The organism is Paraburkholderia sp. LEh10 (assembly GCF_017814945.1).
Classification (GTDB): domain Bacteria; phylum Pseudomonadota; class Gammaproteobacteria; order Burkholderiales; family Burkholderiaceae; genus Paraburkholderia.
The window spans coordinates 133,234-149,027 of sequence record NZ_JAGIPX010000014.1; the positions used below are offsets into that span (position 1 = coordinate 133,234).

The window sequence follows — 15,794 nt, forward strand, 5'->3', positions numbered from 1 at the left end:
TGGCAATGTGCCGCTATTGTCGTATTGCCCGCCATCCCGTCGCAAGTTCGACGAATGATTCCGCACGCGCATCAACCGATGCGCGCTGTCCCGGCGGTGAGCGTATCACCAGTCATTTTGCCAGCCGTTGCCGTGCCGCCGGCCCTGGCGATAACCGGGGGGCGGCCCCCAATACACGGCAGGCGGCCCCTGATAGACGGCGGAAGGCGACACGTAGGTGCCTGGAGTCCCGTTCGTGCCGGGGGCGCTGTAGGCGGGCTGATACGTGACGGATGGCGGGTGAGACGGGACGGGCCCCGGAACCCCAAGACCGCGATAGACACCGATATTGCCCTGCGCGAAAGCAGGCGCAGATACGGACACGGTCGCGAGAACCGTGAGAAGCAGCGAAATTGCGTACTTCATGATGTGACATCCCTGCCGGTTGGCCGATCGGGCTCAACACGACTGTGAGGCATTGATTGGCAGCATAGCCGCTGGATGCATCAGCGGGTGAAACCGTCCGCGCGCATCTGTAACGACGAGTAACGCATTCAGTTTAGCGCGCTTCGCGTTTTCTATCCGGGAGGTTCGCCGCGACCGTGCGCAACCTCCGCGCGCCTGCATCCGGACGCCGGCACTTTCCGTATATGGGTCACGGCCGCGCAATCACGTGCGACCTCTTCTGGAGACAGGCATGAAACGCAAGATGCTTCTGACGGCCCTGGCACTCGCAATCGCGACGTCCAACGTGTTTGCCGCTGGCGAAACGATGGTAGGCGGGCAGGCGATGTATCCGACCAAGGATATCGTGGACAACGCGGTCAACTCCGAGGACCACACTACCCTCGTCGCTGCCGTCAAGGCAGCGGGTCTTGTCGATACGCTGAAGAGCAAAGGACCGTTCACCGTTCTGGCCCCCACCAATGAGGCGTTCGCGGCCTTGCCTGCGGGCACCGTCGAAACGCTCACCAGGCCCGAGAACAAAATGGCCCTTACCCGCATTCTGACCTATCACGTCATCCCTGGCCGTTACGACTTTCGCAAACTCGACGCGGCCATCAAGGAGAGTGGTGGAAAGACGGAACTCAAGACCGTCAACGGAGAAATGCTGACCTTTTCGGAGAATGGCCCACACAATATCGTCGTTGCCGATGCGTCCGGACACACGGCCAACATTTCGACGTACGACGTGATGCAGAGCAACGGCGTCATCATGGTCGTCGACAAGGTGCTGATGCCCAAGTGACGGTATGGATTGTCGAGCCGGGCATCGGCTGGCGAAGTGGCTTCGTCATTCGGCCCGGCTTTGCCCACATGACTTCGATGCCGCGTTGCTCATTGACATTACTCATGCTGTCGGCCTTTTTCATTTCATTCGATATCCTGAGCATCGGCCGCTCCCGTTTATCCGCCACCACATCCAAGCCGTTGACGCCAGCCCCGAATCAGGTCGTCACTCAGCGCTCATAGTCGTTACAGGCACCCACCTGGCGCCTTTTACCTGGTAGAGCGTCGAGGTTGGATGTTTGAGATCACCATACGAATCGAACTCGATTTTCCCTGTGATACCGTCGTATTGCGTCGTTCGAAGTGCAGGCATGAAGACTTCAGGCTTTGCCGAATTCGCCTGCTTCATTGCATTGATGGCAACCCATGCGCAGTCGTAGGCGAATGGTGCGTAGCTCAACGTATCTGCGCCAAACCGTTTCTTGAACCTTTCTGCGAACGCCTTGCCCTGAGGCAGCGACTCGACGGGCCGCCCGTACTCCCACGCCATTGCGCCTTCAGCAGCACTGCCCGCAACACTGATGAAGATGCTGTCGGCGATACCGCCGCTTCCAACGAACTGTGTCCGCATGCCGAGCTGCTTCATTCGCTTCGTCAACAATGCGGCCTGGTTGTCGAGACCGGCGAAGTACAGGAGGTCTGCGTTTGCCGCCTTGATGTTCGTGAGTTGCGCATTGAATTCGACGGCCTTGTCGTTGGTGAATTCGGAAGCGACGATATGACCACCGGCTGCCACCACGGCCTTCTTGAATTCGTCGGCGGCGCCCTGGCCGAATGCCGTGCGGTCGTCCATCACGGCAATACGCTGCGCCTTGGTCACCGTGACCGCATACGTTCCCGCATTGCCGGAGTTCTGTGCATCGGTGGCGATAATGCGAAACACGTTCTTCAGGCCCTGCCGTGTTATAGCCGGATTGGTCGCTGCGGGGTCCATCAACGGAATGCCGGCTTTTGCAAAAATGGGCGACGCGGGCAGCGCGACGCCAGAGTTGTAGTAGCCCACCACCACCACGACTCCGTCATCCACCAGTTTCTGTGCCACCTGCACGCCGACGCGCGGATCGCCCTGGTCATCGACGGAGTTCAGCTCGAAGCGTACCTCCTGTCCATCGAGCCTGATGTGCTGGGCATTCGCTTCATCGACGGCGAGGCGAACGCCGTTCTCGATGTCCTTTCCATTGGCTGCGCTCACGCCCGTCAGTGGCGCTGACACGCCGATCCTCACGACCTGCTGTGCAATGGACTGATTGCCCGCAAGTGAAATCCCAACGACAGCCAGCCCGATGATAAAAGATCTTCGCAAGATATGTAGCATCGTTTCCCTCCCGTTGCGACCTCATTGACGCGAGACACGCGGCCTGTCTTGTGATTCAACCGCTCGTCGCGGGAAAGCTGCACGGCGCACCGTCTGGCCGGAAGGAGATCGGTACCGTCGTCTGGTCACGCATGGCGCCTGTGTAGCGCTTGCATAACAGCGGGTTCGAAAGTGAGTCCGTCAGTCGTCCATATTTGGCGCCGGTTTCCGGCTGATGGCAACGGCCCGAAACGAATTTTCGGGACTTACGGTTGCTGGTGATGAACGCCGAGTCAAAGCGAACGTCCGGGCCTGTTCACTCGTTCGCATTGCTCTTCGGCGTCCCAGTCGCCGTCGAGTACATCTTCAGGTTGCTCAAATGCTGCGAGCCTGGCGGCATATGCTTTGCCGCGTAAGAGATCCTTAGCATCTGGACGAGAACCTTGGCTGGCGATGCAAATGTGTGTCTCACGGCGAAACAGACACGCAGGCGTGCGCGGGAAAACACCCGGGTGGCGCGCGCACTGCAAGCGAACGGACATTTGCGTATGCTTGTGCGTATCCACACTGCCCATATATATGACTGCCCGTCGCATGCAGCGTCGAAAAGCCGGTCATCGGCCCGAGGCGGCGAGCGCCGAAACAACGCGCGTCTATCAAGGAGAGGTTTACACATGCCCGTCTACGAAAAAACACCCGAAGCATTGGCCCGTCTCACGTCCGAACAGCGTCGCGTGACGCAGGAAAGCGGGACGGAACGCCCTTTCTTCAATGAGTTCTGGGACAGCAAGCAAGTGGGCTTGTATGTCGATGTCGTATCCGGCGAGCCGCTTTTCACGTCACTGGACAAATTCGATAGCGGATGCGGCTGGCCGAGCTTCACGAAGCCGCTCGAGGACGAGCATGTCGTCGAACTGCGCGACATGAGCCACGGCATGATCCGGACCGAAGTGCGCTCGAAACACGGCGACAGCCATCTGGGCCATGTCTTTCCGGATGGCCCGCCGGAAACGGGAGGACTGCGTTACTGCATCAATTCGGCGTCGCTGCGGTTCATTCCCCTCGCGCGGCTGGAAGAGGAAGGCTACGGGCAGTACCGCAGTCTCTTCGATATCGCGAAGAAGTAAGCCCACACGACAGCGATCCGGCGGCTTGAATCACGGTGATCACCGTGATCGCCGTCACGCCGGCGGCATGTGTTCCGATAAGTTCCGCGTCGCGCGACGCGGCTGCCGGTATCAAATGAGTGAGCCGATTGCGGGCAGCGCCTCGATCTCGTCGCCGATCCTGATCGCCCCGCCCTTCACGACGCGCGCCGTGATCCCGCCAAACCCGCGCACCGCGTTGTAGCCCCCCGCGCCCAGCACTTCCTCCATGCGGGAACACGGATGGCACTCACCCGTTGTTTGCAGCACGGCATCGCCGATGCAAAATCGCCGGTCCTTCAGCGCCATCAGGTTGATGCCTTCCGTCACGATGTTGCGTCGCAGGTCACCCGCCAATACGTCGCTGCGCCCCAGATGACTTGCGATGGTGCGCAAACTCTCGGCCTGAATCAGCGTCACCTGCCGTGCGCCGCCGCGGCTCGCGTAGTGATCGCCGACAAGGCCGTCGTCAGCATCGAGCTCGGCCGATTCGACCAGCACCATCGCGGCCTTTCGCCGCGGCCGCAATCCAATCCAGACGATCCGCCCGGGATGCACGGGACCGTTGATCAATCTGGCAAGCGGTGACAAGGGGTTGAGCGGCATGAGCGTTCTGCTGTCGAGTCCGGTCGATATTGATCAGCGGGCGCTCGCATCCGGCCGCCTCGCGAGAGCCCGCGTCTTTATACTATCGCCCATCTGATCACAGGAACCGGAAATGAAACGAGCACTACTCGTGGCGGCGCTCGCCGTCGGCGTCGCGCAACCGTCGATGCCGGCGTTCGCGCAGACGGTCGCCGACCGATGTTTCGCAATTGGCGATATCGCAGGCCAGGTGGCATCGTGGCGCCTCCATAAGAAGACCAAGGCACAGGCGCTGACGCAGGCGCAAACGTACTACAAGGACGAGTCCGACCGTCAGGCGTTCACGGCCGTCATCGACAGGATCTACAGCGGCGCGGCCATGACGCCGGACCAGGCGAGCATGGTCTTCACGCAGGAATGCGCACAACAAAAGAAAGCGACGCCCGCGCAGTAACCCGCGCGCCCGCACGCGTTAGTTGAGATGCAGCCGCACGAGCGCGAACACCTGTGAACTCGCGTAGAGCAACAGGCCGATACAGCCGCCGACAAGCGTGCCATTGATGCGGATGTACTGCAGGTCCTTGCCGATGTTCAATTCGATCTGCTCGGACATTTCGCGCGAATCCCAGTTTTTGACCGTATCGCTGATGTGGCGCGTCAGATAGCCGGCGAAGTCGGGCGCCATCGCGCGGGCCGCTTCCTCCATATGGTCGTTCAGTGAGCGCCGCAGCGCTTCGTCTTGCGCCAGCTCGCGCCCGACCCATTGCCCCATCGCGGCCACCTTCGCGCGCAACACGGAATCGCGGCGCTGGAGGTCCACCCGAAGCCAAGCGCGCAGTTGACCCCACAAGTCTTTCACGTATAGCGCAAGATTCTCGCTGTCCTTCAGATAGCGCTTGATTTCCTCGCCCTTCTGCAAAAACGCGGGATCGGACTTGAGCTTGACGATCAGCCGGCCGGCCGCGTCGTCGAACTTTTGACGCAACTTGTGTCCGGGATCTTCGCTCACGCGCAACAGCATGTTGTTCACGGTATCCGCGACGATATTCGCCCCTCTCTCGCCAAGCCAGTCCGACGGCATGTATTTCTCGATCGTCGGATACTCACGCTTGAACCAGTCGACGATCTGCTCGGCGATGAACGCCCGCACGCCCGGCTCGCGAAGCAGCGTCATCAGGTGCTCGATGCCTTCGTCGAGCAATTGCTGGTGACGGCCGTCGCGCGTCAACGTGTCGAGTATCGCGCCCGTCGTTTTGGACAGGTCGATTCTGTCGAGCATCGCGTCGAGCGCATCCTTGATGAAGGTCTGGATGCGCGCGTCGTCCAGCAACTCGAGGACCCCACCCGTCAGCTTCAGCACGTAGTCGCCGAGACGCTGCGTATTCGCCTCGACGCACAGCCAGTTCGTAATGCTGTGCGCCGGATCGTGCTTGCGGATGAGGCCGATAATCGACGACTCGTCGAGAAACTTCTCGCGCACGAAAAGCGCCAGATTGTCGGCGATCTTGTGCTTGTTCTGCGGAATGATCGCGGTGTGCGCCGCCACGCCGGGAATGGGCACGCGGCGAAACAGCGCGACGACAGCGAACCAGTCTGCCAGCGCGCCGACCATCGCCGCTTCCGCAATGGCCTTGACGCCATCGACCCACATGCCTCGTTGCATGAAGGCCGTCGCAACGAAGACGCCCGTGGCGATCAGGAGCAGGAGGGTCGCGCGTTGCTTGGCTCGTTTGAGTTCGACTTCCTTGTTCATCGGATTGGGTTGGTCGATTCGATGGTGGTCGGGACGCGCAGCGCGCTTCGGCGATGAATTCCTTGTGGCGCAACAATCGCGTACGGAGGAACAGAGCTTAGCGGTTTGACCGGATATTTTCGCGCCCGCTTCAGGCGTCAATTGCCGCACCGGGTTTTTCGTTCGCTGGATTTTTCTGGTCGTCGAGTCAGACTCGCGACTTTGCTGTCGTATTGCCCGCGAGCGGATCCTCGCCCCGGCACCAACGCTTATCGATGACATCGGCGGTTAGCGTTTCGACCGTTCACCTCAGTGAACGCAGCATTTCTTGACTGCCGATATCGCTTGATGCGCCCGAAACTTCGGGATGAAGTCCGCGCAGTGGGCCCAATGCCGGCGTCTGCCTCGTCAGTCGCATGAAATCGCCCCAAAGTCGTAGCAAATACGACGCGCTACGTAACGACCGCTACAGTCGAACCGTTTTGAATTAGAACACGGGCGAAATCGGCATTCGGCGCAAGAAATCTCGCGTCCGGGGGAGAAAGGCGTGAAACATTCGCGGAACGGCGAGCTAACTCATTGCATTATATAGGTTTTATTAGATCGCCGGGTTTTCTTAAGGTTGTTTCACGGATTCGGCGCCAAGTCCTTGCCGACGCACGCTTTTTGGTTCGGACACTGAGCGTAATGTGCGGCGTGCGACGATTGACGATATGGTGCGGCTGGCACGTGCGTCGCCCGCCGCTGCTTTGTATTACTTAGGTTGACTTACGATTTTTTTGAGATACGGTGTTTCTTGCCGAATCGGTGCGAATACCGGGTGGGCGCGCATAGTCCGAAAATCAGTAGTTTGGTTTGGTCGTTTGCATGCAGGTCCTGCTAGCCTTGTTTCGGTCGCGTGTTATCGCGCGCGTTGGTTATGGAGGCCGGTACCTGCCATTGTATTGATGTTCCGATCGGACAGATCGGGTTGCGCCATTGGTTTCGTTCGATAATTTCGCGCCAGTTTTCGATGTGACTGGTCACGTTGTTCGCGCTTCAGTCACGTTTGAAGAGATCACGTTGCACCGCTTTTGTTTGTGCTCTCGATTGATCTGCGCTCCACCTGGCGGGGTCTAAAACGGTCTGGGTGTCGTGTTATCTCAAGATGGTGCGCGTATCGGGTGGCCCGAAACCGCGGTTCGGCAGAATCAGTACGTGACGCTTGTTGAGACTGGCGCGGCATTCCTTCCGACTTCCGCTATGACATCGACTGGGAACGACTGGATCGAGCCTGAGACTGTCAGACGCTTCCCGCCGCTCATACTAGCGCTATCCTGGGAATCTGCCCGCCCGCCTTTTTTGAAAGACTTCTAGCGAAACGTCCTTCCGACGATTGCGCACAAGGACTACCCAAACGGCGGGATCAATTTCCACGGTCAGCCGCGATCGAGTGGTCGCGTCGCGCTGGAGGAGTCTGTTAGTGCAACCGGAATCCCGACAACGCCAGTTCCGTACCCTCAACGCTACCTCGTGGCACAGGCTTCCGGTTGACAACGCCAGCATCGCAATGGCGTTTGCCATAGTTTCACGCGGCTATGCGTCTTTCCGTCGGCGTGATCAATTGCATTAAGCACGGCGGCACCGGCAATCGCATCGGACGACGCTAGCAGAGGGATGTGTGCGTTGCCCTCACGCCTCGTCGTCGATTGCGTAGCGTCGGTGGGGTTAGTTGAGGGGTTGGCGACTCGTGACAGTCCGATACTTATTTACGGTAAATAGCCCGCTCGTCTTCATTGGGTTCGGTGTATCCCTCGGCCTATTTACCGTAAATAACTCGAGACTACCGTAAATAGCTCGAGACGGTCCGTGCAGAGACGCCGCGCGGATATGCCCCAAAAGTACAAACGTCTACCCGCTAGCGAATGGCAAAACCTCGCGCTCCGGACGGACACGCCGCGCATATCACCGTGCTCCGCGCCATTAACTCCCGATCCCGCCAACCGATTCATTCCGGGGCCAAGCGGCGCTGCTTACTTACCGTAAATAACCCGACCAACGCATTCGTGATCCAAGGGACCACGGTCCTACGCGGACACACCTGGAGCCCACGCGGACGGTTCAGGACGACATCGCGAGAAAGGAGCGCCCGGGTACAAAGACGGCACAACACGCGTGGATGCCGCAAAAACTCACTAACCTCTCGAGCCCCAACGACCATTCGCAGACAAATGCCGACACGCCGCGCGCCTAAATCAGACGGGCACCGGCAAAAGAAAATACAGGGGGGAATAAAGAAGTGGTCGACGCGACCGAGAGAAGAAACACGCCGTCGATAGGCATCGACACCGCGACGAACGAACCAGCCTTCGTCCGTTACCGCAACCGCAAACTTTAACGGTGCCTGCCGCAAGCCGACAGGCACCCATCAATCGCCTTAATCCGCGGACGACTGCACGTCCTCGAGAAAGCCCGTCACCAACTGTCGCAACTCTTCCACCCGCTCTTGCGGAACACCACTCGCGCGAAGGCGGATCACGAGCAGATCGCCCTTGCGTTCGATACCAACTTCCTCCTCCTTCCTGACAGGCGCCGCGGGCCGCGCAGCGCCCAAAAGTGCTGAAAGCACCTCCGGCGCCGTCCTCCCGGAATCTTCCGACAGCTCGACTGCCCGTTGCACAATCTCTTCATGTGCCTTCTTGAGCGCGACCGACAACTTTCGCGCCGCCTGAAACTGTATGTCATGCGGCGATGGAAATGCCCCAATCACCTCCGCAGGCAGTTCAGCCACCAGCAGCGCGCTCGAAATGTTCCCTTGCGACAACCCGCAAGCCTTCGCCATCGCGTTCTGCGACGGCCACAACTTGTCGTCCAACGCTCGCTTGTACCACACGCCCTGCTCCCAAGGACTCAGGTTCTTTCGCGCCCGGTTCTCCTGATCCATCTGGACGAATTGGCCCTGCTCGGTGATTTCGCGATCGACGATCGCATTCACCGGGAGGTCGAGTTCAAGACACGCGCGGTGCCGACGATGTCCGAAGACGATCTCGAAGCCGTTGCCGTCCGCCGCAGGTCGAACCTTGATTGGTTGCGTGTTACCGCCCGTCTCCGAGATGAGCGACTTCAACTCGGCGAAACTCTCATCGCCAAAATCCTGCCGGTTCGCCCACTTCGATGCACGGATCGTCTTCGGATCGAGTGCGCGAATCGCGACGGCGCCGTCGTACTCCTTTAGTTGCGATTCCAACTGCGAGACACGATCGGAACTTTCCCGCATCGCGCTACGAAACGCGAGCATCTGACCGGGCGCCGTGCGCGGAGAGGCGGCACGGCCCGTCTCCGCCGTAGGGGCCGGCGCGGGCACCATCAGGTCACCAGTCTTTTTTGCAAGCCTGTCCTTGATAGACATTCACTCCTCCCTTTATTTCGACTTTGCCCAGAAGGCCACGATGGATTGCTCGACGATCTCCGTGACACGGTCGTATGCCTCGCGCGCCCGCCGATACGTCTTTGCGTTGCCGTCATATCGGGATATGTCGTACACGGTGCCGAACTCCGCCGAGCTTGCGGCTGTCACCGCCGTCTTCGGAATCTCGACGGGCAGCACCTTCTCGGCATACGTCGCCGAAATCCACTCGCGGACGACGCCGGCGGCCGCGTCGGCAGGATCGACACGCGAGAGCAGCACATGGATGAACTCGAACGATTTGTCGGTGTTCGTCTCTGCCGTCAGATTTGACGCGAGATCGCTGAATAGAGTCCAGAACTGCGCCGAACTGGCGAAGTCGAGTGCATTTGGCGGGGTCGGAACAATCAGCCCGTCGGCGGCCATGAACGCATTGACGGTGCCGTAGCTGAGCGCCGGCGGCGTATCGATGATGATCACATCGTAGTTGCTCCGCGCCTGCTCAAGACTTGCGTTCAGCACGTTCCAGAACTCGAAGTCCGGCTCCTTCATCTGACGACTCGGCAAGATGAACTCGACGTTGAACAGCGACGACGACGCGGGCACGAGGTCGATGCCATCCCAATACGTTTCGCGGATCGCGTACTCGATGCTCGACTGATCGCCCGTGGCGAGGGCAGTGATGGTCGAATCTTCTTCGACCTCGGTATCCGGAAGAATGCCGAACAGCGTGGTCAGCGACCCCTGCGGATCCGTGTCGATCACGAGCACCCGATGCCCCCGCAGACTCAGGCCTTGCGCGAGCGTCATCGCAGTGGTCGTCTTGCTCACGCCGCCCTTGAAGTTCCCGATCGCCACCGTCATGGCGGGTGCGCTGTCAGGCCGCAGCGCATTGCCGCGATAGGCGCGAACCCATTCACGCGCCTCGGGCAGCGAGAATTCGCGGCGCGAACCCGTCGCGTTGACGGTGCCGGACGGCAGGTCGCCTTTCGAGGTGCGATAGGTGATTTGGCTTTTATCGACTTCACACAGTGCGGCGAGCTGTGAAGCGTTGAAAACGGGCGGGTTTTTGCGTGCGTTTGGGGCCAGCATCCGGCCCCGAACCTGGGAGACGATGTCAGTCGCGCGAGCGGCTTGATCGACGATGTCTTGAATAGTGATGTTCATTAGCTGATCCGCGGAAGACGATGCAGTCAGCTTATATCAGATGGCTCGACATAAAGCCATCAATTCAACGGAAAATCGCGTTTTCTAGGAATTCCGTTGCAACGCAATTTCCTGGTGATTTTCCGAAAGCCACGCGTTGAACTTGCTCATATCGAATTCTGGGCGTACTTGATTCCTCAGCCACGAAGCGAAATTGACACGGCCGACCGACCCCGAAAAGAGCCCCGGGCTGTCCGGACGAAACTCCCGTGCGTACTTCGCCCCGTCGCCCTCGACGAAATGGCGCGCGAAGTCACGCTTCTCATCTTGCGTCAACGCTTTGACGGCCGCCGCACACTGGAGACGATCGAAATCGATGCGCAACTCCTGCAGCCGGGCATCGAGGGTGCGCGAACGCGCAACGGCAGCCTGCTTCTGTGCCTTCTCTCGCTTCTCTTTTTCGTATTCCGGCTCCGAAACATCCGCCTTGTTTTCGATCAACGTACGGATAAAACCGGCAGTAGAGCGCTTTATCTGGCCTTTGCGATCCTTCTCTTCAGCAAGCTGGACAACGAGCCGCGCGCGCTCTTCATCCTCGATTACGAAACTGAGCGCGAGCTTATCGCCGATGCCATGCGCGCGAAGCTTCCGATAAATTTCGCTGTCGCGTACGTGCGCAAACTCATCTTCTGTTTCGGGCGTAAGAAGCGACTGCTGCGCGCCTTGGCGGATCAGAAACTTTACGCCCGTGACCGAACGACCGACCCGCTGATACTCGACATCAACGTTGATATCAGAAACATCGTTGATTTCCTTCACCGCCTTCTGAATGACCTTGCTATTCAGACGGCGAAAATCGTCGTAGTACTCCTGGGTCGCACCCAGTATCTTTCGCAGAACGGGCAACTCGATCCAGCCGGTGGAACCAACCTTCTGAAAACGCAGGCAATTTTCATAGAGCGTTAGCGCGTGCGATTTCGAAAACTTACGCTGCACGCCGAGATTGACGGTCGCGTAAATCGACGGATCGTAGAGTTTTTCCGCGAGCGCCTCATCGTAGCGATACGAACACACACCCGCGCGAATTTCCGCAAACGACAGAATCGGCATGACGCTCCATCGCTCGCGGCCATCATCCATCACGTTGAATTCGACGGCTGTGGTGGCGAGCTGCCGCAGCGCTTCGCGGAGCTTCTCGGTATTTTCGCTTTCCGTCCAGCCGAGCACGAGCATGAGCGTTCGCACCGGAAGACGGTGCGTTCTCGTGGTCAAAAGGTTGTCGTAGGAATGCAGTAGCAGCACGTTGGAAAGCTTGCGCTCCAGCAGCGAAAGTTCGCCGCTGGTATGGATCGCGGCTACGTGCTTTTTGACGCTTTCGGTACGAACCTCAGTCGGCATGGATCTTCGCATGCCCGGAATTGTGCGCTAAATGACCCCAGCTTGCAATCATTGCATGGGACATCTCGGATGCAAGTACGCCGGTTTAATCGATTTCCTCGGTACCGAGCCATGTGAATAAATGTCCCTTTCCGCTTAGTCACCGTAGACGGGGACAATTCCACCCTGTTTAGGGGCGTCTGACGCCCCAGACGGGGACTTATAACCGGAGAAGGCACCCCAATCGGGGACGGAAGCCACCCCAATCGGGGACGTTAACGCCTGCAAATCCTTACTAGATAAGGTTTCTAGAGGTGTAAACGGTGTAAACGTTGTTTACCAAACGGTATACAAACCTCAAAGCACCCCAGAAGGGGACAATACCCCGCGGTTTGTTGCTGCTATTTCGCAGACAGACCAACTGCCAACTCCGAAGGCCATGCCGCCTTGAAACTTGAACAAACTCGAATTTTGATGAGAGAGTGCATCTAACTCTATGAACCGAAAACGCAAATTTTTTCGAAGCGTCCATCTGACCCCGTTGCGCCGCGTATTTATGGTAAATACCCGATCGCTCGACCGACGCGCCACGAGAGATCACCCTAACTGGGGACATGAAATCCCTCGTTATTCCGCCGCGGATTCGAGGCGCCCCAGTTGGGGACATTAGGCCATTTGGCCGTATTTCTTGCCGCCGCAGCCGGCCAACCAGCTCGAATTTCACTCCGAGACCACGCATGCATGCGCATACGCACGAATAGTCACCCCAGATGGGGACATTCACCGGTTCAGCGATGGCCGCAGCGCAGGACGCGATATCCGTCCACCCCGCTTGGGGACAATGCTACTTGAATCGCCTATTTACGATAAATAGACGCCGGCTCACTTGTTCATCCCGTTCGGCCCAATCCTCCAACAAACGAACTGGCGTCAAAATGCCTCACAGTGCCGCCGACACCTCAACGTCCTAAACCGTCGCGACATTTTGTCCGATTCGCGAGCCCGCCCCGCCCAACGCGGAACGGGATATTCCAATAGCACCCATTCGCGACGACCTCTAACGATAAATCAGTAAGGATCACGAAATAAACAGTTCTGCCATCGGTCATCCCGCCCGCCCTCAACCACGCCATTTTCAAAACTGATAGTTTATCGACACGTCACATACGCCATTCGTCTTCGACTGCGTGATCGGGCTATTCGCCGCGCCGCCGAGTAACCGCTTGATCGCGCCGTCCGCCGTGACAAACCAGTGCTTATTCACGAACCATATCAGCGTCACGCCGAAACCCGCCGATTTCAGCCCAGCGCCAGCGTCGTACGGTTGATATCGGGATGTCGCGGCCTGCGACGGACTTACGCCAAACCAGCTGTTCATATATTTTGAGTCGGCGAAAGTCACCGAGGGCCCGGCGAACCAGAAGAAGCTTTCCGAACTCCCCGGCAACGGCATATAAGTACCCAAATCCGCGACCCATCCGTTCGAGCCACCGAAACTGCGGGTCACTGCTGCCCGGAAAACAAGGGGAAACTCCTTCGAAACCACGTACTCCCCCGCCAGCTTGACTTCCGGAGCGGGGTTGATATTTCCGAGTCCGTCGAGCCGTGACGGATCGTCGTGTGCGCGCCGGCCGAGATCGTAGACGGCCGCGATGCTCACTCGCCAGTTGGGGCCTTGAAGCACGTTGACACCCAGACCCTCGCCCGTGGACAGGAAAGCGAGATCCTTGTAACGAATATCCGTGCTGGGCCCAACCAACGTGTGGTAGCGATCGGAGCCGTCATACCGAGGCTCGAAGGTCGAACCAATGCCGATGCGTACTTCCCAATCAGGGCGGGTTGGCGCGAACATTTTCTCAAGCGGAACCCCGGCCGAGTATTGCCACTCGCCGAGCGGCGAAGGCGTTTGCGCCGTGCCGATGGACGCGCTACAGGCCAGAAAAGCCAGGCTGATGTAGGCGGGTAGCTTTGTCATTTGGACGAACGTCATGAATTGCGAGCTCGCGCAAGCGAGTCGTTGGTTTAACGCATAAGGCTTCGAATTCCCGCCAGTGAGCCACGCGGGAGTCAGCAAACGCCGTGCCCGACCTCGAAGGGCGATCAAAGTCAGCAATGCCGCGCCTGACAGCACCTTTGACTATAGTTGTCGTTCTAATTAAATCATCATCGAGATCCGAAAAGCACTCAAATGACCGACCGTCTGCGCTGACAAGTCGTTGTCTTCCAATCAAGGTCCATGCGGCGTACGAGGACTGCCGCACCTCCTTTCCCGTCCCGCGACTTGCGCATCGTGTCTTTCCCGCCGCGTTATGAATGGCCATATATTCCAATGGCCCCGCTTGACGCTGCAGTCGTGAACGGACGGACCTTGCACGAACCCGTGCCCCGTCTCGCCGCGCTTTAATCCGTTGCTTGCGCGTCGGTCAGCGTCGCGCGATCCCAGCCGCCGCCGAGCGCTTTCAGCAGTTGCACGCTCGCATCGACGCGCCGCGCGTCGATCTGCTCCGTCAAGCGCTCGTTGGTCAGCGCGATGGTCTGCGCGGTGACGACGTCGAGATAGCTGACGGCGCCTGCCTGATAGCGGTTGGTGGTCAGCTTCAGCGAAAGGTCGGCTGCCGAGGTTGCGCGCTGTTGGCTGTCCGCCTCGCTTGAGAGCGTATTGAGCGCGGACAGATTGTCTTCGACCTGCTGGAACGCGACGAGCACCGTTTGCCGGTAGTCGGCGACGGCCGAGTCGTACTGCGCGGTGGCGTTCTTCAACACGGCCGTGCGGCGGACGCCGTCGAACAGCGTGCCCGCGAGTTGCGCGCCCAGCGACCAGAAGAGACTCGACGCGGTGAGCCACGGTGCAAAGTAGCTGCTTTCGAGTCCGGCCGACGCCGACAACGTCAGGTTAGGATAGAACGCCGCGTGTGCCTGGCCGATCTGCGCATTCGCTGCGGCCACGCGCCGCTCGGCGGCGGCGATGTCGGGCCGGCGTTCGAGCAGTTGCGACGGCACGCCCGTCGGAATCTGCGGCAACGCGATGCTTTCGACTTTCGAAGGCAGTGCGAACGATGAAGCAGGCTGGCCGATCAACGTCGCGATCGCGTGCTGAAGGTGCGCGCGCTGCATGTCGATGTCGCTGTCCTGGGTGCGCGTGCTTTCAAGCTGTGTTTCAGCCTGGGCGACAGCCGACGCATCGATTGCGCCGTCCTGCAATTGCTGCTGCACGATTTGCAGCGAGGCCGCGTATGCCGTCACCGTATCGTCGAGCAGCTTCTTCTGACGGTCGAGCGAGCGTAGGTCGAAATAGTCGATCGCGAGATCCGTCGACATCGAAAGGCGCACCGATTGCAGATCGGCCTCGCTGGCCTGCGCGTTGTCGCGTGCGTTGACGGCTGCGTCCTTTACCCTGCCGAACAGATCGGGCTCCCAGCTTGCCGCGAGGCCGACCGAGTAGTCGGGCACCGTATGGCCCGCCAGTCCGCGGTGAACGATGTTCTGCGACGTGCGGGACCGCGTCACTGCCGTCCCCGCCGTGACGACGGGCGCATAGCCCGCGCGCTGATAGTCGACCATCGCGCGCGCCGCTTGCAATTGCGCGACGGCCTTGCGCACGGTCTGGTTCGATACATCGACTTGCGCTTCGAGACGGTTCAGCTCGTCATCGCCATAGAGCGTCCACCAGGGGCCGCGCGGCTGCGCGTCGGCGGGCGCGGCGACGCTCCAGCCGGATGAAGCCTGCGGCGTGCTTGCATAGTGATCGGGCACAGCCGTCTGCGGCTGCGAATAGGGCGGCAAGGTCGAACACGCGGTCAACACGCTGGCGATGCCGATGACTAGCACCTTGCGGATAAGCGATGCGCGAAAGTCGAACAT

At 59.4% G+C, this 15,794-nt stretch carries 12 protein-coding genes; 3 read left to right on the top strand and 9 right to left on the bottom strand.

The window, feature by feature from the left end; translation table 11 throughout:
* Positions 1-105: 105 nt before the first annotated feature.
* Positions 106-405: a hypothetical protein gene (locus J8I87_RS14620; RefSeq protein ID WP_209932158.1), complete on the bottom strand. Its 300-nt coding sequence runs from the start codon at positions 403-405 to the stop codon at positions 106-108.
* Between the two features lie 271 nt (positions 406-676).
* Here J8I87_RS14620 and J8I87_RS14625 point away from each other — a divergent pair, with 271 nt between their 5' ends.
* Positions 677-1,228 carry a fasciclin domain-containing protein gene (locus J8I87_RS14625; protein WP_209932159.1) on the top strand — a complete coding sequence of 184 codons (552 nt, stop codon included), beginning with the start codon at positions 677-679 and terminating at the stop codon, positions 1,226-1,228.
* A 207-nt stretch (positions 1,229-1,435) separates the two neighbouring features.
* Here the strand turns inward: J8I87_RS14625 and J8I87_RS14630 are convergent, their stop codons facing one another.
* Positions 1,436-2,584, bottom strand: a complete 1,149-nt coding sequence (locus tag J8I87_RS14630; protein ID WP_209932160.1) for a branched-chain amino acid ABC transporter substrate-binding protein — start codon at positions 2,582-2,584, stop codon at positions 1,436-1,438.
* Positions 2,585-3,237: 653 nt separating this feature from the next.
* On the opposite strand from J8I87_RS14630, the gene msrB reads away from it, so the two are divergent.
* Entirely contained in the window at positions 3,238-3,690 is a 453-nt protein-coding gene (gene msrB, locus J8I87_RS14635; RefSeq protein ID WP_209932161.1) for a peptide-methionine (R)-S-oxide reductase MsrB, read from the top strand.
* A 111-nt stretch (positions 3,691-3,801) separates the two neighbouring features.
* On the opposite strand, the gene J8I87_RS14640 is transcribed toward msrB, so the two are convergent.
* Positions 3,802-4,314 carry an MOSC domain-containing protein gene (locus J8I87_RS14640; protein ID WP_209932162.1) on the bottom strand — a complete coding sequence of 171 codons (513 nt, stop codon included), beginning with the start codon at positions 4,312-4,314 and terminating at the stop codon, positions 3,802-3,804.
* A gap of 112 nt (positions 4,315-4,426) precedes the next feature.
* Between J8I87_RS14640 and J8I87_RS14645 the strand changes: the two genes are divergently transcribed.
* Complete coding sequence (locus tag J8I87_RS14645) at positions 4,427-4,747, top strand: hypothetical protein (RefSeq protein WP_209932163.1); 321 nt, start codon at positions 4,427-4,429, stop codon at positions 4,745-4,747.
* A gap of 18 nt (positions 4,748-4,765) precedes the next feature.
* On the opposite strand, the gene J8I87_RS14650 is transcribed toward J8I87_RS14645, so the two are convergent.
* From J8I87_RS14650 to J8I87_RS14675, 6 genes are all read right to left on the bottom strand, one after another.
* Complete coding sequence (locus J8I87_RS14650; protein ID WP_209932164.1) at positions 4,766-6,046, bottom strand: DUF445 domain-containing protein; 1,281 nt, start codon at positions 6,044-6,046, stop codon at positions 4,766-4,768.
* A 2,395-nt stretch (positions 6,047-8,441) separates the two neighbouring features.
* Complete coding sequence (locus J8I87_RS14655) at positions 8,442-9,413, bottom strand: ParB/RepB/Spo0J family partition protein (RefSeq protein WP_209932165.1); 972 nt, start codon at positions 9,411-9,413, stop codon at positions 8,442-8,444.
* Positions 9,414-9,425: 12 nt separating this feature from the next.
* A complete protein-coding gene (locus tag J8I87_RS14660) occupies positions 9,426-10,577 on the bottom strand; it encodes a ParA family protein (RefSeq protein ID WP_209932166.1) in 1,152 nt (383 codons plus the stop codon).
* An 84-nt stretch (positions 10,578-10,661) separates the two neighbouring features.
* Positions 10,662-11,954 carry a replication initiation protein gene (locus J8I87_RS14665; RefSeq protein ID WP_245253938.1) on the bottom strand — a complete coding sequence of 431 codons (1,293 nt, stop codon included), beginning with the start codon at positions 11,952-11,954 and terminating at the stop codon, positions 10,662-10,664.
* A 1,114-nt stretch (positions 11,955-13,068) separates the two neighbouring features.
* Positions 13,069-13,908, bottom strand: coding sequence for a MipA/OmpV family protein (locus J8I87_RS14670; protein ID WP_209932191.1), 840 nt, complete (start codon positions 13,906-13,908; stop codon positions 13,069-13,071).
* 425 nt (positions 13,909-14,333) lie between these two features.
* A complete protein-coding gene (locus J8I87_RS14675) occupies positions 14,334-15,794 on the bottom strand; it encodes an efflux transporter outer membrane subunit (protein WP_209932168.1) in 1,461 nt (486 codons plus the stop codon).